Source organism: Caballeronia sp. SBC1 (genome assembly GCF_011493005.1).
Taxonomy (GTDB): domain Bacteria; phylum Pseudomonadota; class Gammaproteobacteria; order Burkholderiales; family Burkholderiaceae; genus Caballeronia.
On sequence record NZ_CP049160.1, the window covers coordinates 119,801 to 144,868 of the forward strand.

Here is a 25,068-nt window from a genome sequence, read left to right on the forward strand (position 1 = left end):
GCAGCGTTCTGTTTTTGTACAGCCTTGTATGGGACGAACTCGTGTGTCAGTCTTCGCAGCCGATTTTGCGATGAAATAATACGCGGCGAAAAGCATGGTCGTCATGATAAGTGTGTCGAGTAAACGAATTTCAGAATGGCGAGTCTGAGAGGCAATCTGATCCTGACCGCCTGCCTGTGCGTATTCCACGCAAAGTGAACAGCCATTCCAGGGCAAAGTGAATCGTGATTCCACGGCAAAGTGAACAAGGATTCCACGCCATCGCGAACAAGCGGAGCGTAGCGACGCGGGACCTTTACCTTTTTACTCGGACTGCGGCTTTGCGGTCAATCGACTGCGCGTCTTGCGTAGCGATTCGCCCGCGAGCGTGATGCGATGAGCGTTGTGCACGAGTCGGTCAAGGATCGCGTCGGCGACGGTGGGTTCGCCGATTGCCTCATGCCAGTGCTCCACTGGAATTTGGCTGGTGGCCAGCGTGGATCGGTGTCCGTGCCGGTCATCGAGCACCTCCAGCAGGTCGCGCCGCGCGGAATCGGTCAGCGGCGCCATTGCCAGATCGTCGAGAATCACGAGATCCGTCTTGGCAAGTTGTGCGAGCCATCGCGCATAGCGCCCGCTGCCGTGTGCAATCGCCAGTTCGTCGTTTAGTTTCGGCACGCGCAGATAGCAGGCGGAGAACCCCTGGCGGCACGCCTGGATGGCGAAGGCGCAGCCCAACCAACTCTTGCCGAGACCAGTCGGACCAACCAGGATAAGGTTCTGCCTCTCCCGAAGCCACTCACCGGTCAGCAGCCGGGCGGTGAGCGCCCGGTCCAGGCCGCGAGGGGTGCGATAGTCGATGTCCTCGGGCGACGCGTCGGGGACCTTCAGTCTGGCCCGACGCAGCCGGGCCGCCGTTTGTCGCGAGTCACGTTCACTGGATTCACGCTCGACCAGCAGCCCCAGACGTTCTTCAAAGCCCAGCCGGTCAATGCCGTCCTGGGACTGTTGCTCGGCAAGCGCCGCCGCCATGCCGGGCAGGCGCAGCGCGTGTAGTTTGTCGACAGTGGGATGATGCAGCATATAGACTCCCTTTCAGCTTCAGTGATAGTACGAAGGCCCGCGCACATTGGCATGCACAAGCGGCAGGTCGGCCTGCACGGTAGTGGGTTCGGGCTCCCGGTCCAGGCCGTTCTTTAGCGTCGAGTCAATGAACTTGTAGTTCGGCGCTTTCAGATCGATGGCGCGGCGGCAAGCAGCTTCGAGCCGGTCGCGCCCGTAGTCCTTGCCCATGCGCAGCACACCCAGGCAGGTGCGATACGACTGCTGGGGATGCTTGCGGGCACCCAGCAGGTGCTGGATGACGGCTGCCGTATGCGGGCCGATGTCGGCGGCCCAGTTGCGCAGCCGCTCCGGATCCCAGCCCTTGGCAACAGCCAAGTGCTCCGGCGGCATGTGCGCGTCGATCGTGGTGTGGTAACGACGGCGAGCGCTTTTGCCGTGAGCGGCAATGCGTTGGCCGCGATGGAAGATCTCGACGGTGTTGATCGTGTGGCGCACGTCAACCTGTTCGCGCGCGTAGCGATACGGCACCGAGTAATAGTGCTGATTTAGCTCGACGTGATAGTCCGGGCCGATACGCGCGACCTTCCACTCCGCGTACTGATAGGGCTGCTCGGGCAACGGCCTGAGTGCCGGGCGATCGATTTCGTCGAAGACGCTACGGCGTGAGCCAGGCAGCTTCTTGAAGGGCCGGTTGTTCAGATCACTCAGCAACGCGGCGATCGCCCGGTTAGCCTCGCCCAGGCTGAAGAAGCGCTGGTTGCGCAGGCGGGCGAGGACCCATCTCTGCACCAGGAGGACGGACAGCTCCGCTTTCGGCTTGTCCCTCGGTTTTTTACTGCGAGCCGGGATGACGGCCACGGAGTAATGCCTAGCCATTTCCTGGTAGGTTGGATTGATGTCCGGATCGTAAAACCCCGGCTTGTGCACGCCCGATTTTAGATTGTCAGGGACCAGTATCTCGACCAGACCGTTATAGAACGCGAAGGCGCGCACGTGCGAGCCGATCCAGTCTGGCAACTGCTGGGTCCACGTGAGTTCCGCGAAGGTGAAGCCGGACACGCCGAGCGCAGCGACAAACAACTCGGCCTCGCGGATTTCACCGGTGTCCGGGTTGATGATGCCCAGCTTCTTGCCCGAGTAGTCGACGAACAGCTTCTGGCCCGGCACGTGCGTTTGCCGCATCGTGACCGGAAGCCGCTGTGCCCATTCCTGGTAAGCCTTGCAGAACCAACTGTAGCCGCAGCCGTCCGGATGCTGCGCCTTGTATTCCTGCCACAGCAGATCGAGCGTGACGCCTTTCCTGCCGATCTCGCGATGCACCGTCGGCCAGTCCGGCATGCCGCGCGTTGGCTCGCGCCGCGCCGGCGGCGGATACAGCCTTGCCTCGAGCGCCGCGTCGTCTGTCAGCAGTTCCGGTGGCAGCGGCCAGCTCAGCCCTGCCAGCCGCGTGCGGCGCAGGTAATGCCACACCGTCGTCGTCGAGGCACCCACCGCGTCGGCGATTTCCCTCTGATTGCGGTCACACTCGAAATGCAACCGCAGCACTTCCCTGATTTTGCGCATGGTCAACCTGACATTTGCCATTCGGCACTCCCGACAAAACTGTCGATCGTGCCACCGTTGACCCGCGTCGCCGCCACCTCAAATTCCTGTTCGCGATGGCGTGGAAACCCTGTTCTTTTTGCCGTGGAATCGGCATTAACTTTGCCGTGGAATTCGTGTTCTTTTTGCCGTGGAATCCCTGTTCACTTTGGCGTGGAATATTCATGCCTGCCCGTGAAATGTGCCGTTGAATTGACTGAACCGGAGAAGAAGACCTTGCAACAGCTGTCGCGCAAGCATCCTCATCAAGACTTTCGGACCCGTGGGCTGGGTCTGCTGGAGCTTGCCGGCGGACGGCGGGTTCATGAGATCGCCGTTGAGCTCGAGGTGAGCGACAAGTCGGTGTACAACTGGGCGCATTCCTGGAACGACAGGGGCCTGTGTGGTTTGCTGAGCGGACATAAGGGCGGGCGGCCCCGCGCATTGTCTGATGCGCTGGTCGCCACTGCCGTCGAATCGGCCCGCGCCGAATCGATGACACTCAGGCAGATTGCGCTGCGCATTGAGGAGGTACATGGCCAGCCTTTGCCATGCCGCCTGGAAACGCTGTCGGTGGCGCTCAGGCGCGCCGGGTTTTCCTACAAGCGTGGCCGCTACTCGCTCAAAAAAAACGCGACGAACAGGAGTTCGCCGTGAAAGCAGACACGCTCTCAAAGTTGCAGCAGGCCGCTCGCGATGGGGCGTGCCGCCTGATTTACTTCGACCAGTCGGGGTTCTCCGCTTCGCCGCCGGTGCAACGTGGCTGGTCGCCCATTGGTGAGCCACACCGTGTTGTTCCTCAGCCGCATTGCAGACGCTCGGTCCTCGGTGCATTTGATTTCGGTGCGAACCTGCTCAGGCATGAAGCCCGCAAGGCAACCATAAAACGCCCCGACATTATCCAGTTTCTTGATCAGATCGCGCAGGAAGGCAAGCCCGGTTTGATGACGGTCGTGGTGCTCGACAATGCCTCGATTCATCACAACATCGATCGGGAAAGGATCGACCGGTGGTTTCTCGAGCATCGCATGGTGCTCTTCTATCTGCCGCCCTACAGTCCCGAGCTGAACCTGATTGAAATCGTCTGGAAGCACGCCAAGTATCACTGGCGACGTTTCGTCACCTGGACGAAGGAAACCATCGATGCTGAGATCGCGAAGCTGCTCGCCGGCTATGGCTCAGAATTTGAAATCCGTTTCGCCTGAACACTTAGTTGCTTTTTTAGCTTGGTCGGCGGAATTTATGGGTGGTTTCGTAGTTCAGGTATGGTTCTTTTGAACGATGTTATGCGCAGGTGCAGGCTTATCCACCGAGCTTGCCTGTGGACAAGCCGAGGTGCCTTTCACTGGCACACAAGGCGGCTTGTCCATAGGTGCGAAGCACTCGGTGGGTAAGCCGTGTCAGGACGCTACCCTTTAGCTGCCGGTTTTTCCCGGGCTTCGAGAAACCTGTATAGCCTGCGACAGGTGGCATCCAGGGAGTCTTGATCAGTCTGGCTGATGCGTGGCCAGATCAGAGGGCCGCCGTCTGGTTCTATCAACTCGGCGATGGCCTCTTGCGCGGGCAGTTTCTTGAGCCTGGTGTCCTCGTAACGCCTGCGGATCAATTCACCTCCCAGCAGCCAGAGATTGTCGCGATGGCGTCGCAGTGTCTTTGGCGTGAGTTCGCGGCTCAGCAGGTCAAGCAGGAACGGGCGTAAGCATTCGACAATATCACGCCCTATAGGAAGATCGTCTTCGTCATACTGCCAGCGCTGTGGCCAACTTTCGAGGTCGGGGCAATACTGTGCCAGGGTCGTGGCCGCAATATTGGCCATGGTTGTTTCCTGAGAAACGTTTCTGGATTTGTTGCTCATGCTTTTGACTCGTCTGCTTAATGCCTGCCACCATTTCCCCGGCTTCGTCTACGGTACCGCCCGCTTGTGCATGCATAGCAATACTATCGAGATCGATGTGCGCCCGCGCAAAGGCTCCAGAGCGTGCTGCTCAGGATGCCATCAACCCGCCAGGGGCTACGACCAACTGCCCCAACGCCGCTTCGAGTTCATCCCGATCTGGGGCTTTGCGGTGTTTTTACTGTACAGCATGAGGCGCGTGGAATGCAGGCGATGCGGGGTCAAAGTAGAGGAGGTGCCCTGGGCAATGGGCAAGCACCAGTTGACCAGGGCGTACATGCTGTACCTGGCGCACTGGGCGCGCAAGCTTTCATGGAAGGACACGGCACAGTCCTTCCACACCAGTTGGGAGAAGGTCCAACAGGCCGTGGCCTATGTCGTGCAATGGGGTCTGGAGCATCGCGAGCTGGGGCATATCCGGGCCATCGGCGTGGACGAAATCGCCTACGGTCGTGGTCATGAGTATCTGACACTGGTCTACCAGATCGAGGCGGGCTGCACGCGCCTGCTCTGGGTGGGCGAGAAGCGCACCAAAGAAGCGTTCCAGAAGTTCTTCGATATGATCGGCACGGAACTGGCGCAGGGCATCGAGTTTGTGTGTTCGGACATGTGGAAACCCTATCTGGACATGATCAAACTGCATTGCACGGGGGCGCTGAACATTCTGGACCGCTTTCACATCGTCGCTAAACTCAATCTTGCCATCGACGAAATCCGTGCGGGCGAAGCACGCCAACTGGTCAAGGACGGCTACGAGCCGGTGCTCAAGAAGTCGCGCTGGTGTCTGCTCAAGCGCCCGGGGAACCTGACCGACTCCCAGCGCATCAAGCTGCGTGAGGTGCTGCGCTATAACCTCAAGAGCGTACGGGCCTACCTCTTCAAAGAATACTTCCAGCAATTCTGGGACTACGAGTCACCCGCATGGGCAGGCAAATTCCTGGATCAGTGGTGCAGCGAGGTCATGCGCTCGCGCATCGACCCGCTCAAGAAATTCGCTCGCACAGTACGCACCCATCGAGAGCTGTTGCTCAACTATTTCCGGGCGCGAAAGGCGTTCTCCAGTGGCATCGTTGAGGGACTGAACAACAAAGCCAAAGTCACTATGAGAAAAGCCTATGGATATCGCACCTTCAAAATGACGGAACTCTCGCTATATCACGTACTTGGCAAACTTCCTGAGCCAGAACTCGCCCATAGATTTTACTGACGGACCCTTTTTTAAGACGCTCTCTAGCAAAAGCACCCTATGGCTGTAAACCCCCGCGCACCTCAAACCTTCCTCCCGCAATACGCGGGCCACGAAATTGAATCGGGACGGATACCTGAGCAATAAATGCCGGAAAAGAAAGTGTGACGTAATTGCTACGGATTGCAAGCTGCGGGAGCAGCCCCGATAGGCCTGTCTACAATGCGGCAAAAGCCGCTTTCCCGTGGTTGACCTTTCGCATGGAGCTATTGTGAATGGCGGTCAGAAAGCGCGTTTAAACGGCGGCGGCCCGCTTTAACACTGACTGAGACGTATTTCGAACTTTTGTGAGGATGTCGGGTATTTCGGTTGAGCGAGATGATATCGGCGCGTCGAAGGGAGCCCGGAGGGCGAGTAAAGACGCGCCCGGCGATGTTGCGTACGGCTGATGTTTGGGTGACGCGAGAATACGAAGGGGGTAAAACAAGAGCTTACCGCCGGAGAAACGGCCTGACACCGGTTCAAACCGCCAAGTTCCCACCGATGTCAGACCCCACGCGTGCACGGAGCAAGGGTGTGCAATGAGTATTGCACGCTCGGCCGGCTCTGTCGATATCGCCTCGGCATTGACGGAATTTTGCGATGCCGGCGACGGGCCGCTTTTACGTTTGTGCGCGCTGCCGTGCGCAGGTGGTCATCTGCCGCTACTGCGATCGCGGCCAGATTTACTGCGATGGCGACTGCTCGGGCGCGGCCCGTCAGAACGGGGTCCGGGAAGCCGGAAGTCGCTACCAGCGCAGCCGCAATGGACGCCTCGCGCATGCCGAGCGAATGCGCCGCTATCGCGCGCGTCTAAATAAAGTGACACATCAGGGTTCCCCATCGGCTGCCGCCGGTGCTCTACTGCAAGCGAACCCGGCAACGGCGGCCAAAGCAACCGCGCCCGACATTCGGAGGCGTTTGCCTGCGCAGTGCCACTTCTGTCAACGCGCTTGCTCGACATTGGTACGCCTTGGAGCATTGCATGGTCGGGTTCCTCGATATGTTCGTACTACTACAGACATAACTGGAGAAGACCCATGAGCATCACCGCGGAGCTCGAAGCACAAATCCTGCGCTATTACCACGTTGAGAAATGGCGTGCTGGCACCATCGGGCGCCAATTGCATGTACACCACGGTACGGTTCACCGGGTGCTCGCGCAGGCCGGACTGCCCAGAACGGGTGGCCTGCTGCGGCCTTCGCAGATCGACGCATACTTGCCGTTCATTCACGAAACGCTCAAGAAGTTTCCGTCGCTCACGGCGAGCCGCCTTTATGCGATGGTGTGTGAGCGCGGCTACCGCGGTAATCATCATCACTTCCGGCATTTGATCTCGGTGCACCGTCCCCGACCGATCACTGAGGCTTATTTGCGTCTTCGGACTCTGCCGGGTGAGCAAGGACAGGTCGATTGGGCACATTTCGATCACCTGCAAATTGGTCGCGCGCGTCGACCACTGATGGCCTTCGTAATGGTCCTGTCGTGGTCGCGCCAAATTTACTTGCACTTCTTTCTCGATGCCCGCATGGACAGCTTCCTTGCGGGCCATGCGGGCGCTTTCGAAGCATGGTCCGGTCTGCCACGAGTGCTGCTCTACGATAATTTAAAGAGCGCTGTTCTTGAGCGTCAAGGCGACGCGATCCGTTTCAATCCCCAGCTTCTTGCGTTCGCCGCCCATCATCGCTATGAACCCCGCCCGGTCGCGGTCGCACGGGGCAATGAGAAGGGACGGGTTGAACGCGCTATACGCTATGTTCGCGAGAACTTCTTTGCGGCCCGCAAGTTCACCGATATTGACGATCTGAATGCTCAGGCCACGCTCTGGTGCGCCGGTCCTGCTGCAAATCGTCCTTGCCGCGAGGACCCGACGATGACCGTGCGTGAAGCCTTCGAGCGTGAGCAGCCAAGTCTGCTCGGCCTGCCCGACAATCCTTATCCGTGTGAGCTGCAGCTGGAGGTGAGCGTTGGCAAGACCCCTTACGTGCGCTTCGATCTGAACGACTACACCATCCCGCATACGCACGTACGCCGCACACTGACGGTGCGCGCCGATCCTCGTCAGGTACGCATCCTTGATGGCATCACGCTACTCGCTACCCACGAGCGCAGTTACGATCGCGGCGCACAGGTTGAGATTGCCGCGCATATTGAACAGCTGGTTCAGATCAAACGCCAGGCCCGTCATCACCGCGGCCTCGATCATCTAAGTCAAGCAGCGCCTGCCAGCCACGTGCTCATGCAACGCGCCGCTGAACTCGGTGGAAATCTGGGCAACATTACATCGCATTTGCTGCAGCTGCTTGACCGCTATGGCGCCGCCGAACTTCAGGCGGCAATTGAAGAAACACTCGCCAGCGATGCGGCACCTCATCCAAACCCGGTGCGTCTCGCGTTGGAGCGCCGGCGAGAGACGCGCCAGGCACCGCCGCCTGTCGTCATTGATTTGCCCGAACACGTGCGCAAGAAAGACACGCTGGTGACACCTCACCGGCTCGACACCTACGATCAAATCTCCGGAGACGCTGATGAACACGCCTGATGAATTGCAAACTCGCGCGAACGCACTGCGCCTTTATGGCCTTCTGACGCATTGGTCCGACGTTGCCGCCCAGCCGTGGGTCGCGCCGCTCGTGCAGTGGGAGGAGGACGAGCGCTCCCGCCGTTCTCTGGAGCGGCGCATCCGCGATGCGCACCTGGGCAGCTTCAAACCGCTTTGCGACTTCAATTGGACGTGGCCTAAGCGGTGCGATCGCGCCGTCGTCGAAGAATTAATGACGATGGAGTTCGTCAAGGACCAAACAAACGTCGTATTGATCGGGCCGAACGGCGTTGGCAAATCAACACTTGCGCTCAATCTAGCCCATCAGGCAATCGTTCACGGTCACACGGCTTTATTCACTACAGCGGGCCAAATGCTCGGCGAACTAGCCGCACTTGACAGTGACTCGACTTTGCGTCGCAGGCTTAACCGTTACGCTTCGCCCGATATATTGGTCATCGACGAAGTCGGCTACCTCTCCTACTCAAACCGCCACGCCGATTTGCTATTTGAGCTCATTAGTCGCAGATATGGGACCGCCAGCACAGTGGTCACGACAAACAGGCCATTCAAGGAATGGGCGGAAGTATTCCCTAACGCTGCTTGCGTCGTCTCCCTGGTCGATCGACTCGTACATCGAGCCGAAGTCGTCGTCATCGAAGGCGAATCCTATCGTGTGAAGGAGGCACGCGAACGCGCGGAAGAACTCGCCAAAAAACGCACTGCAGCGAAAGCCGCGAAGAAAAAACCATGACGCGAGTTCATTTACCGTCCGGGATCATAAAAGGGCTCAACTTCTTGATCCCCGAGAACTGGTCCGCTGATCAGGCGCTCGCCGTCGTAGAACTGCTGGATGACCTGCGCGAGCGTATCTGTATGCACTACCAGCTTGAGCTTTTTGAACTGCAACATCAACAACGCGCTGACCTCAGAAACGCTCATCCCGCCGACGCAGACGACCCATTTTAAGGTGGCGGCGAAACGGTCGGCGGCGAACGTTTCTCATCGCCCGCCGCCATCTATATGCGCTTTTACACCGCCGCTAACAGCTATTGATGGAGTTGCATCGTTTTATCCATGAACACATGGATTTATTTTGACTGAGTGCGATGCGTTTGCGCAGTCAATCACGCTGGCGGGGCAATTTTCTGACCTTGCGCTCAGGGATCACGCGAAGCAGATCTTGTGGGCGATCGCGCTGGATATCGAGACCTATCAAAGTTCGAAAGAGCAAATTGAAAAGTCGCAGGTACTGGCGCTGGTCCCGAACGTGGACAGCACTGCGGCCTCCATCCACCGCGCGCTGCGGCAGGAAAACGATTTTTCGTTGGTGCAACTCAGCGCGGAATTAGACATCCTAAGCAGCGTGTTTGACATTCGACGCGTTCAGGTTATGCGAAATCCTCGAAAGGTGCTTCGAATCGACCATCCAGACATTGCTGGCGACCCGGGAGGAAAATACCCGCAGAAGCGAGCAATGCGCCGGTCCAGTGATTAGGCGCTTCGGCCATCATCCAGCCGAGAAATGCCGCGAACGTGAACAAAGGGCCGGGAACTGCCTGCGCAGCACCGTAGGCAGCGTAAATCCGAACCAGGCCGCGAGTCCCCCGATCCACCCGGCTCGCAAGAGACCAATGGAGAAACCCACTTGGCTGCTCGCCGGGCCTGGCAGGAACTGACAGAGTCCGACCAGATCGGTGAAAGTTTCGTCATCGAGCCAGCGGCGCCGCTCGACGAATTCCCGGCGGAAGTATCCCAAATGGGCTATGGGACCACCAAAGCACGTCAACCCCAACTTGAGAAACACCGCAACAACCTCCCGAGCGCTATTCGCCCGGGTCGGGTGCGGTGAGGTAATACGGTGTTTCATAAAGTGCCAGTTTTTCAGATTGAAAGGAAGCTGCCGTCGAACACTATCTGCGAAGGTCCTTAACCAAAGTTTCCCGTGGTTAGACCGACATCGCGAGCGGCTGGACAGAATGTGTAGCCATGCGGCTGCGCAACCAGATGCTGGTAATTGAAGGGCGTGAGAAAGCGGCTGCTGATCTGCCATTCGCGATGCTTGGACTGGACTCGGATAACGATGGGGCCTTCATGAACCAGAGTGTCTTCGACTATTGCAAGGGACGCGGCCTTGAGCAGACCCGCTCGCGGGCCTTCAGGAAGAACGACCAAGCTTGGGTCGAGCAGAAGAACGGTTCTGTCGTGCGGCGGCTGGTCGGCTATGGCCGCTTGAGCGGCACCGATGCCAGGAATGCTCTGGCAAAGCTGTACGTGTCATCGCGGCTATACATTAACTTCTTCTAGTGTCCTGAGTTAGAGATTCGCAAACAAAATCGTTCGATGCTGGCCATGATGTCGTTAGCAGATTTTGTCCACATGAAGGGCTGCGGCTCAGCGTTGTAGATGTCGAGATAGTGGCGAATCGCGTCTTCCAACTGGCGTGTTGAACGATGGGTGCCACGCCGGATTTGTTTTTCAGTCAACGTGGCAAACCAACGCTCCACTTGATTAAGCCAAGAAGCCGATGTTGGAGTGAAATGGATATGAAAACGCGGATGACGAGCGAACCAGGCGCGAACGGTCGGTGTCTTGTGAGTCCCGTAGTTGTCCATCACCAGATGCACGTCCAATTGAGGGGGGACGTTGGCTTCGATCGTACGCAGGAACTTCAGGAATTCAGTGCCTCGATGACGCCGATGCAATTGGCCGATGACTTCTCCGGTAGCTATATCCAGGGCCGCGAACAGCGTCGTGGTGCCATGGCGTTCGTAATCGTGCGTACGGCGCTCGGCTATACCGGGGGCCAATGGCAGAATTGGTTGAGTCCGGTCCAGTGCCTGAATCTGGCTCTTCTCGTCCACACACAACACCATGGCCTTGGTCGGCGGATCGAGATACAAACCGACGATGTCACGCGTCTTGGCAACGAACTGCGGATCGGTCGACAGCTTGAAGGTTTCCTGACGATGAGGCTGCAGGCCAAACGCGCGCCAGATCCGACTCACCGCCGTTTGCGACAGACCACTTTCGCGCGCCATGGTGCGCGTGCTCCAGTGTGTCGCTTTCGTCGGTTGCTCTTCCAGTGTCTTGGCGATAAGTGCATCGACCCGAGCATCATCAATGGTGCGTGGCGCGCCCGGCCGAGGCGCGTCGAGCAATCCATCAAGTCGCTGCTTGAGAAAGCGCGCACGCCATTTCGTTACCGTCTGCGGCGTGACGCCAAGCGTGTCGGCTACGACTTTGTTGCTGGTGCCGCTGGCGCAGCACAGAACGATGCGCGAGCGCAGGGCGAGCGCTTGAGCTGTCTTGCGCCGACGCGACCAAGCCTGCAACTGCTCACGTTCCGATTCACTCAACACCAACTCCGCTTTCGGTCGACCTTTCATCGCGCCTCCGTCGTATCGAACCAACTATACGACGGACAACGCAGTGATCAATAAATTCCATGAACTTCTAACTCAGTACACTAGCCTTCGTTCAAGCTGAAGTCCAAGATGCGCGACGGCGCACGCGTGCACAAGGTCTACTTCGCGCCGGCGACGCCGTGCGATCGGCTTCTGGCGCACGACAGCGTCGAACCCGCTATCAAGGAGAAACTGAAGGCGCAGTTCGAAGGCCTCGATCCTGTGCGGCTGCTGCAAGAGATGCGAACGACTCAGCAGATATTGAGCGACTTCGCGGCCCACGGCGTGAGTACTGCGGAGGGACCAACGGACGAATCAGACGTTGCCGTCTTCCTCGCGAGCCTGTCTTCGGCATGGAAGGAAAGCGAAGCACGTCCAACACACCGAAAGCAACCCAAGGCAAAGCACTGGTGGAGAAGTCGAGTGGATCCGTTCGCCGACGCGTGGCCGCTAATCGAAGGATGGCTGGTTGCAGAGCCCTCTGTGCCAGCCAACGTATTGATGGACCGGTTGGCCGCGATGTTTCCGGAAGCCTATGCCAGTCAAGAAAAACTGCGAACGTTGCAACGCCGGGTCAAAGCATGGCGCGCCGAGCGCGTGAAAGAACTGATCACGGGTGGTCTAAGCAAGCCGGCTGCCATACCTGCTGAAGCATGAGCTGCGGAAAGCAAACGATGACGGGTTCGGGCGCTCCGCGCCCGGAAGACCGTGAAAGAGATGAGGAAGGTAAAACGACAACAATTCGTCGGGTAACATTCTTCAGTGAGGCAACACGCACGAGCGGACTTCTTAATTGTCGCGCGCCACTCAAACCAGCCCGCAGAGGATAGTTCGTTACGACAGGTGTTGCTGCGCTGATTCAGACGGCCGCCGCTATTTGCGCAACCGATCCTGCAAGATCCCCAGCGGCAACAGCATTTGCGGTACGTACCGGGCGACGCTATGCAGCGCAATCGGTAGCGGCTGACCCGTGGGGATCGGCAGGTCAGTCGCGTCACTGGTAGCCAGGTAGTCCGCCAGCCGGCGACCCAGCGACGTCGACATGGCAATGCCCCGACCATTGCATCCGAGTGGCGCATACCATCCCTCGGCCACAGTAAGGAGCCGCGGCAGGAAATCGGGCGTCAACGCAGCAGTTCCGCGCCATACGTAGTCGAACGAAACGGGCCCGAGCTGCGGAAAGATGCGTTGCAGCCGCCGACCCAGTGCGCGTCTCAGACGGCCCTCGGCACCAAGATGAGTGACCGGTGCCATGCCGCCGGTGACCAGCCGATGGTCGACAGTACGGCAACAGGCGAAGAGATTGTTGCGCGAATCGGAGAGCGCTTCATCACCCGGCAGAAGCGTTTTTTTCACCGCATCCTGCAAGGGAGCGGTAGCCAGCTCATAGACGCCAAGCGGCACGAAACTCCTGTCGACGCGTGGCGCCAGCGGTGCTGCTCCCGGAAGGCGCATGGCATTCGTACACTGCAGCAGCACGCGCGCACTGATGGTGCCTTGGGCGCTGGCGACGCGCCATTGACCGGCTGCTCCGGTGACTGCGCTAACCGGACTATTGCCGTAGATGCGTGCACCGAGCGACGCTGCCACACGCGCGAGTTCACGGGTGTAGGCCAATGGGTTGAGGTGGCCGCCGCTGGGGTCGAACAGGGCGCCGTGGAATTGGCTGCTTCCAATGCGGCAAACGGCCTCGTCTCGTGGCACCCAGACGGCCCGGCTACCGGCGCGTGCCCAGTCATGCGCGCGGAGCTGGAGGGCAGGAACCATCTCTGCCGCATGGGCTGGGTTCAACCAGCCACGCTGCACGGCGTCGCAGCGCAATCCATAACGTGAGATCAGCTCGAACACGTGCTGCGCCGAGTCAGCCACCATCGCCAGGAGGCGCGCGCCGTAATCCGGTCCGAGCAGACGCAATGCATCAGACGGCCCGAGGCGCGGCATGCTCGGCACCACCAGACCGCCATTGCGGCCCGACGCACCCACGCCCGGCTCATTCGCCTCGAGCACCACAACATCGACGCCATGCTCGCGCAAAGCCAGCGCGCACGAGAGGCCCATAATTCCGGCGCCGATGATCACGACATCGCATTTCAGCTCGCCCGTCAGCGCGGGAAACGATGGCGCGGGCGGTGCATCCTTGCACCAGAACACCCGCTCGAAGGAGTCGACCGAGCCCACTCAGGCGCGCTCCAGGCATAGCACGCACGAGCCCGATTTGCGGATCGCTCCGCATGCCTGCGCCAGTCCGGCCAACTCTTGCGGAGGCACCTTGCCTACAACGCTCCCTGCCAGCCAACCGATCGGAAACAGCATCCTGGCCCCCGGCCCATAGAACACACCCAGATCGAAAATCGGCGCGGGATTGCCGCCCCACATGCGTGCCGGCACGTAGGCCAGCACCAAGTCGCCCGGCTGCGGCGTGAGGGTCGCGTTTTCAGGCGGCAGTACGCGCGCGATCTGTTCTGGCACAAGCATATTCGACGGAATCGGGCACGAAATTTCCGGGCCTGTCCACATCGCATGGATCGCGGCCATTTCCCGCGGCTCACTCAGAAAGTCCCACAAAAACGCCGTGTTCTCAGGCGCTTGCTCACTGGCGAGCGTGAAGTGCGCGGAGAGCCCGGAGGCGGCTTCGGTCAAAAGCAAGGTGCGTTCGGTCATGGTCGTTCAGGCGAATGGAGTGTGAAAGAGGTGTTGGCGGGACCCGCGGTTGTCTGGGCTGCCAATACGTCGAGCAGCAAATCGGTGGTGCGCTGGATGTCTGCTTCCATTGCCGCCTGGGCGGCGTCGGCGTCGCCTTTCTCGAAGGCCGTCACCAACACGTGGTGGTAGTCAGTGCCGTTACGCTGGAACGTGCTGGACGTGTCAGTTTCGACATGGCGCGAAATCACCCGCATGTACGGGCCGTATTGCAACCACAGGCTTTCGATCAGTGACGGCAGCACGCTCGAACCAGACGCCGCATAGATGAGGAAGTGAAATTCCTGGTTCTTTTCGAGGCTGCTGTATATGCCGTCATGCTCAATCGATTGCTCGTGCTCGTCGATCAGCCGTTTCAGATGCCGCAGCGTGGCCGCGTCCAGCCGTTCACACGCCATGCGCGTAGCGAGCCCCTCCAATGCCAGACGTGCGGTGCATAGATCGCGTAGGCGGCTTACGCTGACTGCTGGCACCTGAATCGTGCCGTTGGCCTGCACGCTTAGGCCGTTTTCGGCGACCAGTTGCCTGAGCGCTTCCCGCACCGGCATCGTGCTGGCGCCGAAGGCATCGGCTAACGCATGGATCGTCATCATCTGACCTGGATCGAAACGCCCCTTCATCAACGACAGGCGAAGATCCGCATAGATGGCTTCCTGCATCGTGCCGCGCTTGACGACACGCTTGACGCTCTCTTCGAACATAAATTTCCTTGACACCTAAAATTTTTATGACAACACTGTCGGTGTGATCAAAAAATCATTTGATCAAAATATATCACAGCAACAGTAATACGGCAAGTTGGCGTTGCCGGAGACATCGCGGTTGGTTCTACGCACTTCACTCCTTGCCGCGCACAGCGGTGGGCGGCAGTGCGCGGCACTACCCTCATGAACCATGGGACAACAAACGTATGCATGATTACGATAACAGGGACGATAGTGGCTGGCTGCTTTACCATTCGGTAGGCCGGTTTCCCGGCCAGCAGACGGCCGTCGCCACCGCGCTGGCCCAGTTCACCGATATCTGGTGCCAGATGAGTGACGCCCGTTGGGAGCCGCTTATTGAGGCGCGCCAGGCGACGCTCGACGCTTGGGGTGCTCTCGTCGGGGCGCCGGCCGGTTCAGTATTTGCTGCGGAAAACGTGACGCAGGCGTTCGCGCAATGTGTCGGCGCGCTGCCCGATAAAGCTCTGCGGGGCCGACGCATTCTCGTCGCAGAGGACTGCTTTCCAAGCCTGCATTTCCTCTTGACCGGACTGAGCGAGCTGCGCGGTTTCGTGCTTGATACTGTCCCCTTGCGACCCGGCGCCGCCTATGTCGAAGACGAGGACTTCATTGCGCGCTGGCAGGACGATGTGGCGCTGGCGCTCATCACTTACGTGTCGTCGACCGCGTCGAAGCGCGCGGATCTGAGTGCGCTCGTTTCCTGCGGGCGCAGTCACGGAAGCCTCATTGCGCTTGACGTGACGCAGGCGGTCGGCGTTTTGCCGCTCGACGTCAATGCACCGGCGGTGGACATCATGCTTGCTACGTCGCTGAAGTGGCTCTGCGGCGTACCAGGCGCTGGCATGGCATATGTGCGCCCGGATCTGGCTCAAGTACTCGAACCCAGCGTGCGCGGGTGGTTCAGCCAGCCGGACCCCTTCAATTGGGCGTTGGATCGGTTCACATTTGCTCTGGATGCCCGGCGGTTTGATACCGGCACGCCGTCCTATCTGCCGTTCATTGCTTCACGCCCCGGGCTCGAATGGGTCGCCGCGCAAACTGTTGCCTCGCTGAGAGAACACAATCTGGCGCTGTCCCATCAGTTGCTGGAAATCGCCGATGCGCACGGATTGCAAGTGCTGTCGCCGCGCAACGACGAGCAACGCGGTGGCAGCATCATGGTTTCGATCCCGCCCGCCGTTGACGCCGCCAATCTGCAGCGCCAGTTGCTGGCGCACGGACTGATCACTGACACGCGCGGCACATGCATGCGCTGGTCGCCGGGTCCGGTGACGCGCGCGGTGGCGATTGAGCGTCTCGACGCCGCACTCGCGAGCTTACTGCCGCGCTGAGGAGCTGTTCATGACAACATCCAACATCGCACCACGCCCTACGCCGATTGTCGAAACGCGGGGCGTTACGCGGCGCTTTGGCGGCCTCGTGGCCGTCGACGACGCCTCGCTCACCGTCGCGAGGGGCGGTATCACTGGCCTGATCGGACCCAACGGTGCCGGCAAGAGTACTTTGTTCAGCCTGATCGCAGGCAGTCTCGCTCCGAGTCAAGGCGAAATCCTTATTGACGCCCAACCGGGACACAAGGGCGCGGCGCACGAGCGTATTTCAATGGGACTCGCCCGCACGTTTCAGATCCCCAAGCCGTTTCCCGCGATGACGGTACTCGAAAACGTGCTGGTCTCCTTCCAGCGACATCCTGGCGAAAAGCTGTTGCGTAACTGGCTTTCTCCGCGAAGCGTCGCACGCGAGGAGTGCGAGAACGTCGAGAAAGCCCACGAGCTGATCAAGTTCGTCGCCCTCGGACGTCTCGCGGATCAACCCGCTCGCGTGCTGTCCGGCGGCCAGCGCAAGCTGCTTGAACTGGCACGTGTACTGGCGACGAAACCGAGTGTGATTTTGCTCGACGAACCCGCTGCTGGCGTCAATCCCACGCTCCTCGAAACCATCATTGACCGGATCGGGGAACTCAATTCGCGCGGCATGAGTTTTCTGCTGATCGAACACAACATGGACATGGTGACGCGACTGTGTCACGACGTGTATGCCATGGCTCGCGGCAAGGTGCTCTGTCATGGCACGCCGCAGCAGGTGACCGCCGATCCTCGCGTCATCGAATCCTATCTGGGAGGCACCCTGTGACCCAGTCCACCATTCTCAACGTGACCGGCATGACCGCCGGCTACGAGCCCGGCATCCCGATTGTCAAGGACGCGAGCATTCACGCGCTCGAAAACGAAATCCTGATTCTGCTCGGGCCCAACGGTGCCGGCAAATCGACGATGGTTAAAGCCATTGCGGGCCTCGTGCCAAAGAGCGCGGGCGTGATTACGCTGGACGGCCAGGATATTTCGCAGCTCGCGGCACATCGCATGATTGCTCACGGCCTCGCCTTCGTGCCTCAAACCGAGAACGTCTTTGTCAGCATGACCATTGGCGAAAACCTCGCGATCGCGGCCAATCAGTTGCCGCGCGCGGAGCGGCGACATGCCCTCGAGCGGCTATACAGCCTGTTCCCCGACCTCGCGCGCCTGCGCGGGCATCTCGCCGGGCGATTGTCCGGCGGGCAACGGCAGATGGTCGCGATCGGTCGCGCCATGATGATCGAACCACGCGTGATCATGCTCGACGAGCCGTCGGCAGGCCTGTCGCCAAAGATGGTCGAAACGCTGTTCAGCAAATTGCTGGACGTCCGCGCGACCGGCGTAACGATTGTGATGGTCGAGCAAAACGTCCGCGCGGCCTTCTCGATCGCCGACCGAGCCTACATCCTTGTCGAAGGCACGCCGCGTCACGAGGGCGACGCCAAAACCCTTCTTGACGACCCCGCCGTCGCGCACCTGTATCTCGGCATGAAGAGTGAACCCAATACGTCTCAGGAGCCGCGCACATGAGCCTCCAAATACTGTTCGACGGAATCCTGCTTGGCGCCGTGATCGGACTCGGAGCAATCGGCGTTACGCTGACCTATTCGATCCTGCGATTTGCCAATTTCGCCCATGGCGACTTCATCAGCTGGGGCGCTTACCTTTCGTACTCGCTGGTGGGTCTGATCGGTTCGGCCGCGAGCCCAATCGGTAGTCTGTCTTTTGGCTGGCCCCTCATCGGCGCGCTGTGCGCAAGCGTCGTGCTTACGGGCGCGCTTGCACTCGCGCTCGAAAAACTGGTGTTCGCCCGCCTGCGCTCGTCGGTTAACCGGATGGTCGTGGTGATGGCAAGCTTCGGCGTTTCGCTGGCGCTACGAAGTCTGATTGAACTGGCGTTCGGTACCCAGCCGCGCTATTTCACGCAGGATATCCAGATCGCATTCCCGGTGTTTGCCGGTGCACGCGTCACGCCTGACCAACTCGCTATCGTTGCAACGACGCTCCTGCTGGTCCTCGCCGTGCACTTGTTGCTTACGCGCACTCACATTGGGCTGTCGATGCGAGCGACAGGGGAGAACACGCCCCTTGCCCGAGTGGCCGGCATCGATACGCAGGCAGCCATCCGCGCGGCCTGCCTGCTCGGCGGAGCGCTCGCCGCGGTATCGGGCACGCTAAGCGGCATGCTGACCCAAGTCCGGCCGTACATGGGTTTCGACCTGCTGTTGCCGCTCTTCTCGGCAGCTATCTTGGGCGGTATCGGCAGCGTGCCTGGTGCTGTCATCGGCGGTTTGATCATCGGTATTTCGGAATCGCTTTCTGTGGCACTTGTGGGGGCGCAATACCGGGCTGCCATCGCGTTTCTGGTACTGATCGCCGTTTTGTTGATTCGACCCAATGGCCTGTTCGGAGCACGACTTTCATGAGTACCATCAGTTATCTCGAGTTTTTCATCACCACTGCGCTGATTCTTTCGGTCATAAGCCTGGGACTGAATGTCCAATGGGGCTTTACCGGTCTCTTTAACGCGGGCATTGCAGGATTTGTGGCAATCGGAGCCTATGCGTCGGCCCTATTGACCACGCCTCCTGTAGCTGACAGGTTTGGCGGCTTCGGCTTGCCTGTTGTGTGCGGTTGGCTGGGCGCAGTCGTCGCATCCGGCATTCTGGCCGCTTTGATCGGCTACGTTACGCTGCGGCTACGCGAGGATTACCTTGCCATTACTACCTTCGGTATCGCCATCGTCATCCAGCTTGTGCTGACCAATCAGCAAGGCTGGACGGGTGGCCCCTTTGGCGTCAGTTTCATCCCGAAAATGTTCGACTCGATGGCCAGCAAACCGCTGCTGTTCTCGACATTGAACTGTCTGGCGTTGATCGCGATCGTCGGGGTCCTGTACATCGCGTTGCAAACTTTGGCGACAAGCCCGTGGGGCAGGGTGCTGAGGGCCATTCGCGAAGACCAGGCGGCGGCCGCGTCGCTCGGCAAGAACGTCAAATGGTACGAGCTCCAGGCCTTCGTCCTCGGCTCGATGATCATGGGCTTCGGCGGCGCACTGCAAGCCCACTTCTTTGGGTTCATCTCGCCGGACTACTACGTCCCGCTTCTTACCTTCCAGGTGTGGGCGATGCTGATCGTCGGCGGCTCGGGCAACAACCGCGGCGCCATAGTCGGCAGCCTTGTGGTGTGGGCCTTGTGGAGCGCATCGGGCTATGTGCTCGGACAGATAATTCCAACCGAATATCAGACGCAGAGCGCCGCGCTGCGTCCGATTCTCATCGGTGTGGCGCTTGTCGCCATCCTGATGCGACGCCCAGGCGGCCTGCTGGGTGAAGCTCGCACTCTGTCGCGCCCAATCAAAGTCGAAAAAAAGCGCGCAGCTGCATCTCGTTAAAGTGAAAATCTGGAGACATATAAGATGAAAGCCCCCTTCAAACTTGCGGCAACCGCTCTCGCTCTCGCGTGTTGCGGCGCGGCTCACGCCGCTTGCAGTACGACAATTGGTGTAGTGGTTCCAATGACTGGGCCGGCAGGCGAATATGGTCAGAGTGGTGCTAAGGCAATCCAGATGGCCTTCCGCGACCTCAACCAGGCTGGCGGCGTCAACGGCTGTACGCTGAACGCCGAAATTCGTGATGACCAGTCTCAGGGATCGGTTGGCGTCGACGTGGCGAGGCAACTGGTCGACATACAGCACGTGCCCGCGATCATCGGCTCCATCATTTCATCGGTCACGCTGCCCGTGCTGACCTCGGTGGCGGTACCGGCCGATGTCGTTCAGATTTCCCCCGCGTCGAGTACCCCAACCTTGACGGTATTGGCGCGCGATGGCAAAACCAAGGGTCTGTTTTTTCGCACGATCACCAGTGACGCGTTGCAGGGTATTGCGACTGGCCAGTTCGCCTCCGATCTGAAACTCAAAAAGGTCGCGGTGATCTACGTCAACAATGACTATGGCGTCAATCTTAATAAGGAATTCAATAGAGCTTTCAGCGCGTTGGGTGGCACGGTCGTAAGTGCCGTTCCGTATAATGAAAGACAGGCTTCGTACCAGCCTGAAGTCACAAAAGCGCTTGCCAGCAACCCCGACGCGCTTTATCTGATCAGTTACCCCACGGACGGAGCCACCATCACGCGCACCTGGATTTCAGCTGGCGGTCCGCAGAAATTCCTGCTCAACGACGGTCTCAACAGCGACGAGTTCATCAAGGCGGTCGGCCCTAAATACCTGACGCAAGCGTATGGCACGTCTTCCGGCACGGAACCATCCGCTTCTACTCGCTATTTTGCCGAAACGTTCCCCGGGTACAGCCACTTTAGCGCCACCGCGCCGGGCGTCGATCGCGCTTACGACGCAGCTGCGCTGATCGGACTCGCCATCGCGCAAGCCGGCAAGGCTGACTCCGAATCGATCAAGGGTGCGATCCGGACGGTGTTGGCTGTCGATGGGACGCCTGTTGGCGCAGGTCCTGATGAATTCAAGCGCGGCCTTGCCCTTCTCAAGGAGCACAAGCCGATTCGCTACGTTGGGTTGATCGGACCGGTGCAATTCGATAAATACGGCGACATTACAGGCCCCTTTGCCAAATGGCAGATCGTCGACGGCAAGCCTAAGAATCTCGGCGACGTTTCCACCGTCCAGATCGATTCGCTTAAGGCCCGATTGGGCGAATAGGGTCTGCACTGCCATGTCGAGTCTCCAGACATGGAACTGCGGATGAGGTACTGCATGTCCCAGGATACAGGGAGACTGTTGCAGCCGCGTAACTGCTTCTCTAACCCGGGGTGCCTCAGACTGTCTGCGAAATTTTGGAAGCAATCTGGGCCCTGATTCAGTTGGTTTGAACCTTTGTATTAAAAGTAGAAATATCCATTTAGTTTTGCCCATATTTAGTTTTACCAATTTAATTAAAAGTTTGTCGCTAGCAGGTACATGGCGATATGAAACGTTAAGAACCGGTTTGGAGAATATCGCATGAAGAAATCACTTATGGCGCTTGCCATCGCAAGCACGGTTGCCGCTCCTGCTTTCGCGCAGAGTAGCGGTGTTACGCTGTACGGCATCGTCGAAGACGGGCTGACCTTTGTGAACAATTCCGCTGGCAAGAAGCTGTACGAGATGCAAAGCGGCGTTATCCAAGGCAGCCGTTGGGGTCTCAAGGGAAGCGAAGATCTCGGTGGTGGCTTGAAGACCCTCTTTCAGATCGAAAGCGGCTTTGACCTGAATACAGGCAAGCTAGGGCAGGGTAATCTCGGATTCGGTCGTCAGGCTTACGTCGGCCTGTCGAGCGAGCACTTAGGTATGCTGACGTTGGGCCGTCAGTATGACTTGATTGTCGATTTCGTCGGACCAACAACCTTCAACGGCAACTGGGGGGGATACTTTGCGCACGCTGGGGACATTGACAATACCAACAACGCCTTTCGGGTCAACAATACGATCAAATACACGAGCTTGAACTATGGTGGCCTGCAGTTCGGCGGTATGTACGCGCCAGGTGGTGTAGCCGGTTCGTTTGGCGCGAATAGCACGATCGCCGCGGGCGCCAGCTACTCGCACGGGCCACTTTACGTCGGTGCGGGCTACTTCTATGCTCGCAATCCGGCCACTCAGTTCCCGGACGGCAATTGGCAGGCGAACAGCCCGATCCATCAGGTCAACCAGGTTGGGCCGTTCGGGTACGTCGGCCACCCGGGCAACGAGCAGATCATCGGCGTTGGCGGCACTTATGCGATCGGTTCGGCACTCCTCGGTCTGGACTACACAAACACAAGATTCGATGACGCCAACGGCACCACTAGTTCGGTCACGTTCAACAACTACGAAGCTTGGGCTCAATATGCCGTGACGCCGGCGGCGACGCTCGGCGCGGGCTACACATTCACGGAAGCGAAGGTGAACTACAACGGCCAGAAGCCTAAGTACAATCAGATCAACGTTCTTGCCGACTACAGGCTGTCAAAGCGTACCGACGTGTACATGATGGGCGTCTATCAGAGAGCATCCGGCGGCGCAAACGCGGATATCTATGACGGATTCCTCGCACAGCAGTCGAGTAACAACTCGCAGACCGCGGTACGCATCGGGATCCGTCACACATTCTAAATCGGTGACTGAGTTAGTCACGAGCAGGGTGCCGTTGGTATCCTTGCTCGTTTGAAGTTTCGACCCTCTTCGGCCCCCAGATAGGGGCGTAGCACATCTTTTATAGTTATCCAGATTGTTTTGTATGGAGCTGAACGGTCGTACGCGCACGAGGAACGCCCGCACACAGCTTACGCTTGGACGATCTGAGTCAAAAATGAAAAAGGGTGTTGCCGCAGGGTTAACTATGATTTTGGAAATGTTTAGTCATAAACTATAATTCTCGTAAGGGGTGACACGAGGCTGTCATCCGCAACCAGACCACGAACAAGGAACGCCATGGCTGAGCGGTCATTTGTCGAAGAAGTGAAGAAGTTGCGATTGGGCGCGGGCGAAGTTTTTAGCGGAGAGGGCATTCTCGCTGTAACCAAGGCGCTGCTGGAGTCAGGCGTGGCCTATGTTGCAGGCTACCAAGGTGCGCCCATCTCGCACTTGATGGATGTGTTGGCGGACGCTCAGGACATCCTGAGCGATCACGGCATTCGCTTCGAAAACAGCGCGAGCGAGGCGACCGCGGCGGCATCGTTGTCCGCGTCGGTGAACTATCCGCTGCGCGGCGCGGTGACGTTCAAGGCGACTGTTGGCACCAATGTCGCTTCCGATGCGCTCGCTAACCTCGCTTCAGGTGGGGTGACGGGTGGAGCATTGATCATCGTCGGCGAAGACTACGGCGAGGGCTCTTCGATCATGCAGGAGCGCAGCCACGCGTTTGCGATGAAGTCGCAGATCTGGCTGCTGGACCCGCGTCCGAACTTGCCTTGCATCGTGCAGGCGGTCAAGGATGGTTTCGATCTGTCCGAGGTCAGCAACACACCGGTGATGCTGCAGTTGCGCATTCGCGCTTGTCACGTGCATGGGCAATTTGTCGCCTCTGACAATCGCCGTTCGGCGTTTTCGATCAAGGATGCGCTCGAGAATCCGAACCGCGACGTGAGCCGTATTGTGCTGCCACCGGCGAGCTTCGTGCACGAGCAGGAGAAGATCAACGACCGTTGGCCCGCTGCGGTGAAGTTCATCGAGGAACGTCAGCTTAACGAATTCTTCCAGGCCGCAGATGGCGATGTCGGCATCGCGGTACAGGGCGGCAGTTACAACACCGTGCTGCGCGCACTCGAGCGTCTCGGCCTTGCCGATGTGTACGGCGAGTCCAAAGTGCCGCTTTACGTGATGAACGTTGCCTATCCGCTGATCGACTCGGAGTGGCACCGCTTCTGCGAAGGCAAGCGCGCTGTATTGGTGATCGAAGAAGGCCAGCCGAACTTCGTCGAACAAAACGCCAATACGATCCTGCGGCAAGCCACTTCGGACACGGTCCTGCATGGCAAGGACATGTTGCCGCTGGCGGGCGAGTACAACACTGCGACCGTGCTCAAGGGGCTGAGAGCCTTCTTTGAGCAATACGGCATGCTCGCGCCGGAGGCGGCTCCGGCAGCCGTGCGCAAGGTCATCCCGCTCGTGTCTGCGTCCTCTGCAGATGCGGGCAAGCCACTCGACGAAAACGTGCACGCGCGGCCGCCTGGCTTTTGTACCGGCTGCCCTGAACGCCCAATCTTCACCGCGATGAAGCTGGTCGAACGCGAACTGGGAACGCACCATGTGAGCGCCGATATCGGCTGCCACCTGTTCTCGATACTGCCGCCGTTCAATCTGGGCAGCACCACGATGGGCTACGGACTCGGCGGCGCCAGCGCGGCCGCGCTCAACGCGCCTGCGGCCAAGCGCGCGATCTCGGTGATGGGCGACGGCGGCTTCTGGCACAACGGTTTGACGAGCGGCATCGCCAACGCGGTGTTCAACAAGAGCGACAACCTCACGATCATTGTCGACAACAGCTATACGTCGGCTACCGGAGGGCAGGACATCCTGTCGTCTACCGCCCTGAATCCGACCCGCAGCACAGGTCACGAGATCGAGCGGGCGGTGCGCGGCGTCGGCGTCGACTGGGTCCGAACGGTTCGCCGTACGTATGACCTGAAAACGATGATGTCGACGCTCAAGGACGCGCTTACCACCGGCGCCAAGGGCCCGAAGGTGCTGATCGCCCAGAGCGAATGCATGCTCAACTTGCAGCGTCGGGAAAAGCCGAAGGTGCGCAAGGCGATTGCCGCCGGCGAGCGGGTCGTGCGCGAGCGTTTCGGGATTGACTCCGATACCTGCACTGGCGATCACTCGTGCATCCGCCTGTCGGGTTGCCCGTCGCTGTCGGTCAAGCCGAACCCTGACCCGTTGCGCACCGATCCGGTGGCGACCGTGCTCGAGAGCTGCGTCGGCTGCGGCTTGTGCGGGGAAGTGTCGCACGCCGCAGTGCTGTGCCCGTCGTTTTATCGCGCGCAGATTGTGACTAACCCAACCCGTATCGACCGTCTGCGTCAGCGCGTGCGTGTGGGTCTGATCGGCTGGCTGCAGCGGCGCGATGCCGAGCGCCGTGCCCGCTATGCGTTCTGATGAG

Annotated in this window: 24 protein-coding genes and 1 pseudogene; 16 read left to right on the forward strand and 9 right to left on the reverse strand. The window is 59.3% G+C overall.

Annotated elements, in window-relative coordinates:
* Positions 1–303 precede the first annotated feature (303 nt).
* Both istB (SBC1_RS38820) and istA (SBC1_RS38825) read right to left on the reverse strand, forming a co-directional pair.
* A complete protein-coding gene (istB, locus tag SBC1_RS38820) occupies positions 304–1,062 on the reverse strand; it encodes an IS21-like element helper ATPase IstB (protein WP_165987049.1) in 759 nt (252 codons plus the stop codon).
* A gap of 18 nt (positions 1,063–1,080) precedes the next feature.
* Positions 1,081–2,628: an IS21 family transposase gene (gene istA, locus SBC1_RS38825; protein ID WP_165987047.1), complete on the reverse strand. Its 1,548-nt coding sequence runs from the start codon at positions 2,626–2,628 to the stop codon at positions 1,081–1,083.
* Between the two features lie 234 nt (positions 2,629–2,862).
* Here istA (SBC1_RS38825) and SBC1_RS38830 point away from each other — a divergent pair, with 234 nt between their 5' ends.
* Entirely contained in the window at positions 2,863–3,282 is a 420-nt protein-coding gene (locus SBC1_RS38830; protein WP_243830343.1) for a helix-turn-helix domain-containing protein, read from the forward strand.
* Positions 3,279–3,830 (forward strand): IS630 family transposase, encoded by a 552-nt coding sequence (locus SBC1_RS38835; RefSeq protein ID WP_165989438.1) that lies wholly within the window; start codon positions 3,279–3,281, stop codon positions 3,828–3,830. The genes SBC1_RS38830 and SBC1_RS38835 overlap by 4 nt, the downstream gene beginning before the upstream one ends.
* 203 nt (positions 3,831–4,033) lie before the next feature.
* Here SBC1_RS38835 and SBC1_RS38840 read toward each other — a convergent pair whose 3' ends face one another.
* Positions 4,034–4,480, reverse strand: a complete 447-nt coding sequence (locus SBC1_RS38840) for a hypothetical protein (protein ID WP_243830349.1) — start codon at positions 4,478–4,480, stop codon at positions 4,034–4,036.
* Between SBC1_RS38840 and SBC1_RS38845 the strand changes: the two genes are divergently transcribed.
* From SBC1_RS38845 to istB (SBC1_RS38855), 3 genes are all read left to right on the forward strand, one after another.
* Complete coding sequence (locus SBC1_RS38845) at positions 4,479–5,726, forward strand: ISL3 family transposase (RefSeq protein ID WP_165989440.1); 1,248 nt, start codon at positions 4,479–4,481, stop codon at positions 5,724–5,726. The two genes, SBC1_RS38840 and SBC1_RS38845, sit on opposite strands and share 2 nt — an antisense overlap.
* A gap of 1,058 nt (positions 5,727–6,784) precedes the next feature.
* Positions 6,785–8,287 (forward strand): IS21 family transposase, encoded by a 1,503-nt coding sequence (gene istA, locus SBC1_RS38850; protein ID WP_165989005.1) that lies wholly within the window; start codon positions 6,785–6,787, stop codon positions 8,285–8,287.
* Positions 8,274–9,041, forward strand: coding sequence for an IS21-like element helper ATPase IstB (gene istB / locus SBC1_RS38855; RefSeq protein ID WP_165989003.1), 768 nt, complete (start codon positions 8,274–8,276; stop codon positions 9,039–9,041). Before istA (SBC1_RS38850) ends, istB (SBC1_RS38855) begins: the two co-directional genes overlap by 14 nt.
* Before the next feature lie 11 nt (positions 9,042–9,052).
* On the opposite strand, the gene SBC1_RS39710 is transcribed toward istB (SBC1_RS38855), so the two are convergent.
* Positions 9,053–9,229: a hypothetical protein gene (locus tag SBC1_RS39710; RefSeq protein WP_207958446.1), complete on the reverse strand. Its 177-nt coding sequence runs from the start codon at positions 9,227–9,229 to the stop codon at positions 9,053–9,055.
* 154 nt (positions 9,230–9,383) lie between these two features.
* Here SBC1_RS39710 and SBC1_RS40380 point away from each other — a divergent pair, with 154 nt between their 5' ends.
* Positions 9,384–9,785 (forward strand): hypothetical protein, encoded by a 402-nt coding sequence (locus SBC1_RS40380; RefSeq protein WP_243830350.1) that lies wholly within the window; start codon positions 9,384–9,386, stop codon positions 9,783–9,785.
* 66 nt (positions 9,786–9,851) lie between these two features.
* On the opposite strand, the pseudogene SBC1_RS38870 reads toward SBC1_RS40380, so the two are convergent.
* Positions 9,852–10,157 (reverse strand): annotated as a pseudogene (locus SBC1_RS38870) (chromate transporter); the annotation flags it as partial.
* A 119-nt stretch (positions 10,158–10,276) separates the two neighbouring features.
* Between SBC1_RS38870 and SBC1_RS38875 the strand changes: the two are divergent.
* Positions 10,277–10,594, forward strand: coding sequence for a hypothetical protein (locus SBC1_RS38875; RefSeq protein WP_243830351.1), 318 nt, complete (start codon positions 10,277–10,279; stop codon positions 10,592–10,594).
* Here SBC1_RS38875 and SBC1_RS38880 read toward each other — a convergent pair.
* A complete protein-coding gene (locus SBC1_RS38880) occupies positions 10,591–11,676 on the reverse strand; it encodes an IS630 family transposase (protein WP_165989444.1) in 1,086 nt (361 codons plus the stop codon). The genes SBC1_RS38875 and SBC1_RS38880 overlap by 4 nt on opposite strands.
* Positions 11,677–11,784: 108 nt before the next feature.
* Here SBC1_RS38880 and SBC1_RS38885 point away from each other — a divergent pair, with 108 nt between their 5' ends.
* Positions 11,785–12,351: a hypothetical protein gene (locus SBC1_RS38885; protein ID WP_243830352.1), complete on the forward strand. Its 567-nt coding sequence runs from the start codon at positions 11,785–11,787 to the stop codon at positions 12,349–12,351.
* 216 nt (positions 12,352–12,567) lie between these two features.
* On the opposite strand, the gene SBC1_RS38890 is transcribed toward SBC1_RS38885, so the two are convergent.
* From SBC1_RS38890 to SBC1_RS38900, 3 genes are read right to left on the reverse strand one after another with little or no spacing between them, the layout of a single operon-like run.
* A complete protein-coding gene (locus SBC1_RS38890) occupies positions 12,568–13,872 on the reverse strand; it encodes an FAD-binding oxidoreductase (protein ID WP_165989446.1) in 1,305 nt (434 codons plus the stop codon).
* Positions 13,873–14,355 carry a DUF3830 family protein gene (locus tag SBC1_RS38895; protein WP_165989448.1) on the reverse strand — a complete coding sequence of 161 codons (483 nt, stop codon included), beginning with the start codon at positions 14,353–14,355 and terminating at the stop codon, positions 13,873–13,875.
* Positions 14,352–15,095 (reverse strand): GntR family transcriptional regulator, encoded by a 744-nt coding sequence (locus SBC1_RS38900; protein ID WP_165989450.1) that lies wholly within the window; start codon positions 15,093–15,095, stop codon positions 14,352–14,354. The genes SBC1_RS38895 and SBC1_RS38900 overlap by 4 nt, the downstream gene beginning before the upstream one ends.
* 209 nt (positions 15,096–15,304) lie before the next feature.
* Here SBC1_RS38900 and SBC1_RS38905 point away from each other — a divergent pair, with 209 nt between their 5' ends.
* The 8 genes from SBC1_RS38905 to SBC1_RS38940 all read left to right on the forward strand — a co-directional run bounded on the left by SBC1_RS38905 (position 15,305) and on the right by SBC1_RS38940 (position 25,064).
* A complete protein-coding gene (locus SBC1_RS38905; RefSeq protein ID WP_165989452.1) occupies positions 15,305–16,450 on the forward strand; it encodes an aminotransferase class V-fold PLP-dependent enzyme in 1,146 nt (381 codons plus the stop codon).
* A 10-nt stretch (positions 16,451–16,460) separates the two neighbouring features.
* Positions 16,461–17,252 (forward strand): ABC transporter ATP-binding protein, encoded by a 792-nt coding sequence (locus SBC1_RS38910; protein WP_165989454.1) that lies wholly within the window; start codon positions 16,461–16,463, stop codon positions 17,250–17,252.
* Positions 17,249–18,004 carry an ABC transporter ATP-binding protein gene (locus SBC1_RS38915; protein ID WP_371826779.1) on the forward strand — a complete coding sequence of 252 codons (756 nt, stop codon included), beginning with the start codon at positions 17,249–17,251 and terminating at the stop codon, positions 18,002–18,004. The genes SBC1_RS38910 and SBC1_RS38915 overlap by 4 nt, the downstream gene beginning before the upstream one ends.
* The gene (locus SBC1_RS38920) at positions 18,001–18,900 is read left to right on the forward strand and encodes a branched-chain amino acid ABC transporter permease (RefSeq protein WP_165989456.1); all 900 of its coding nucleotides are present in this window, start codon (positions 18,001–18,003) and stop codon (positions 18,898–18,900) included. Before SBC1_RS38915 ends, SBC1_RS38920 begins: the two co-directional genes overlap by 4 nt.
* On the forward strand, positions 18,897–19,868 hold the full coding sequence (locus SBC1_RS38925) for a branched-chain amino acid ABC transporter permease (RefSeq protein WP_165989458.1): 972 nt from the start codon (positions 18,897–18,899) through the stop codon (positions 19,866–19,868). Before SBC1_RS38920 ends, SBC1_RS38925 begins: the two co-directional genes overlap by 4 nt.
* Before the next feature lie 24 nt (positions 19,869–19,892).
* Positions 19,893–21,149, forward strand: coding sequence for an ABC transporter substrate-binding protein (locus SBC1_RS38930; RefSeq protein ID WP_165989459.1), 1,257 nt, complete (start codon positions 19,893–19,895; stop codon positions 21,147–21,149).
* A gap of 315 nt (positions 21,150–21,464) precedes the next feature.
* Complete coding sequence (locus tag SBC1_RS38935; RefSeq protein ID WP_243830333.1) at positions 21,465–22,580, forward strand: porin; 1,116 nt, start codon at positions 21,465–21,467, stop codon at positions 22,578–22,580.
* Positions 22,581–22,898: 318 nt separating this feature from the next.
* The gene (locus tag SBC1_RS38940) at positions 22,899–25,064 is read left to right on the forward strand and encodes an indolepyruvate ferredoxin oxidoreductase subunit alpha (RefSeq protein WP_165989463.1); all 2,166 of its coding nucleotides are present in this window, start codon (positions 22,899–22,901) and stop codon (positions 25,062–25,064) included.
* The last annotated feature ends 4 nt before the right edge of the window (positions 25,065–25,068 follow it).

Excerpts from the sequence above, each read along its gene's own strand:
- SBC1_RS38905 (WP_165989452.1), top strand. The coding sequence starts at position 15,305 with ATGCATGATTACGATAACAGGGACGATAGTGGCTGGCTGCTTTACCAT.
- istB (WP_165987049.1), bottom strand. The coding sequence starts at position 1,062 with ATGCTGCATCATCCCACTGTCGACAAACTACACGCGCTGCGCCTGCCC.
- SBC1_RS38930 (WP_165989459.1), top strand. The coding sequence starts at position 19,893 with ATGAAAGCCCCCTTCAAACTTGCGGCAACCGCTCTCGCTCTCGCGTGT.
- SBC1_RS38880 (WP_165989444.1), bottom strand. The coding sequence starts at position 11,676 with ATGAAAGGTCGACCGAAAGCGGAGTTGGTGTTGAGTGAATCGGAACGT.
- istA (WP_165987047.1), bottom strand. The coding sequence starts at position 2,628 with ATGGCAAATGTCAGGTTGACCATGCGCAAAATCAGGGAAGTGCTGCGG.
- SBC1_RS38845 (WP_165989440.1), top strand. The coding sequence starts at position 4,479 with ATGCTTTTGACTCGTCTGCTTAATGCCTGCCACCATTTCCCCGGCTTC.
- SBC1_RS38885 (WP_243830352.1), top strand. The coding sequence starts at position 11,785 with ATGCGCGACGGCGCACGCGTGCACAAGGTCTACTTCGCGCCGGCGACG.
- SBC1_RS38900 (WP_165989450.1), bottom strand. The coding sequence starts at position 15,095 with ATGTTCGAAGAGAGCGTCAAGCGTGTCGTCAAGCGCGGCACGATGCAG.
- SBC1_RS38920 (WP_165989456.1), top strand. The coding sequence starts at position 18,001 with ATGAGCCTCCAAATACTGTTCGACGGAATCCTGCTTGGCGCCGTGATC.
- istA (WP_165989005.1), top strand. The coding sequence starts at position 6,785 with ATGAGCATCACCGCGGAGCTCGAAGCACAAATCCTGCGCTATTACCAC.
- SBC1_RS38840 (WP_243830349.1), bottom strand. The coding sequence starts at position 4,480 with ATGAGCAACAAATCCAGAAACGTTTCTCAGGAAACAACCATGGCCAAT.
- SBC1_RS38910 (WP_165989454.1), top strand. The coding sequence starts at position 16,461 with ATGACAACATCCAACATCGCACCACGCCCTACGCCGATTGTCGAAACG.
- SBC1_RS38895 (WP_165989448.1), bottom strand. The coding sequence starts at position 14,355 with ATGACCGAACGCACCTTGCTTTTGACCGAAGCCGCCTCCGGGCTCTCC.
- istB (WP_165989003.1), top strand. The coding sequence starts at position 8,274 with ATGAACACGCCTGATGAATTGCAAACTCGCGCGAACGCACTGCGCCTT.
- SBC1_RS38875 (WP_243830351.1), top strand. The coding sequence starts at position 10,277 with ATGCGGCTGCGCAACCAGATGCTGGTAATTGAAGGGCGTGAGAAAGCG.
- SBC1_RS38940 (WP_165989463.1), top strand. The coding sequence starts at position 22,899 with ATGGCTGAGCGGTCATTTGTCGAAGAAGTGAAGAAGTTGCGATTGGGC.
- SBC1_RS39710 (WP_207958446.1), bottom strand. The coding sequence starts at position 9,229 with ATGAGCGTTTCTGAGGTCAGCGCGTTGTTGATGTTGCAGTTCAAAAAG.
- SBC1_RS38925 (WP_165989458.1), top strand. The coding sequence starts at position 18,897 with ATGAGTACCATCAGTTATCTCGAGTTTTTCATCACCACTGCGCTGATT.
- SBC1_RS38935 (WP_243830333.1), top strand. The coding sequence starts at position 21,465 with ATGGCGCTTGCCATCGCAAGCACGGTTGCCGCTCCTGCTTTCGCGCAG.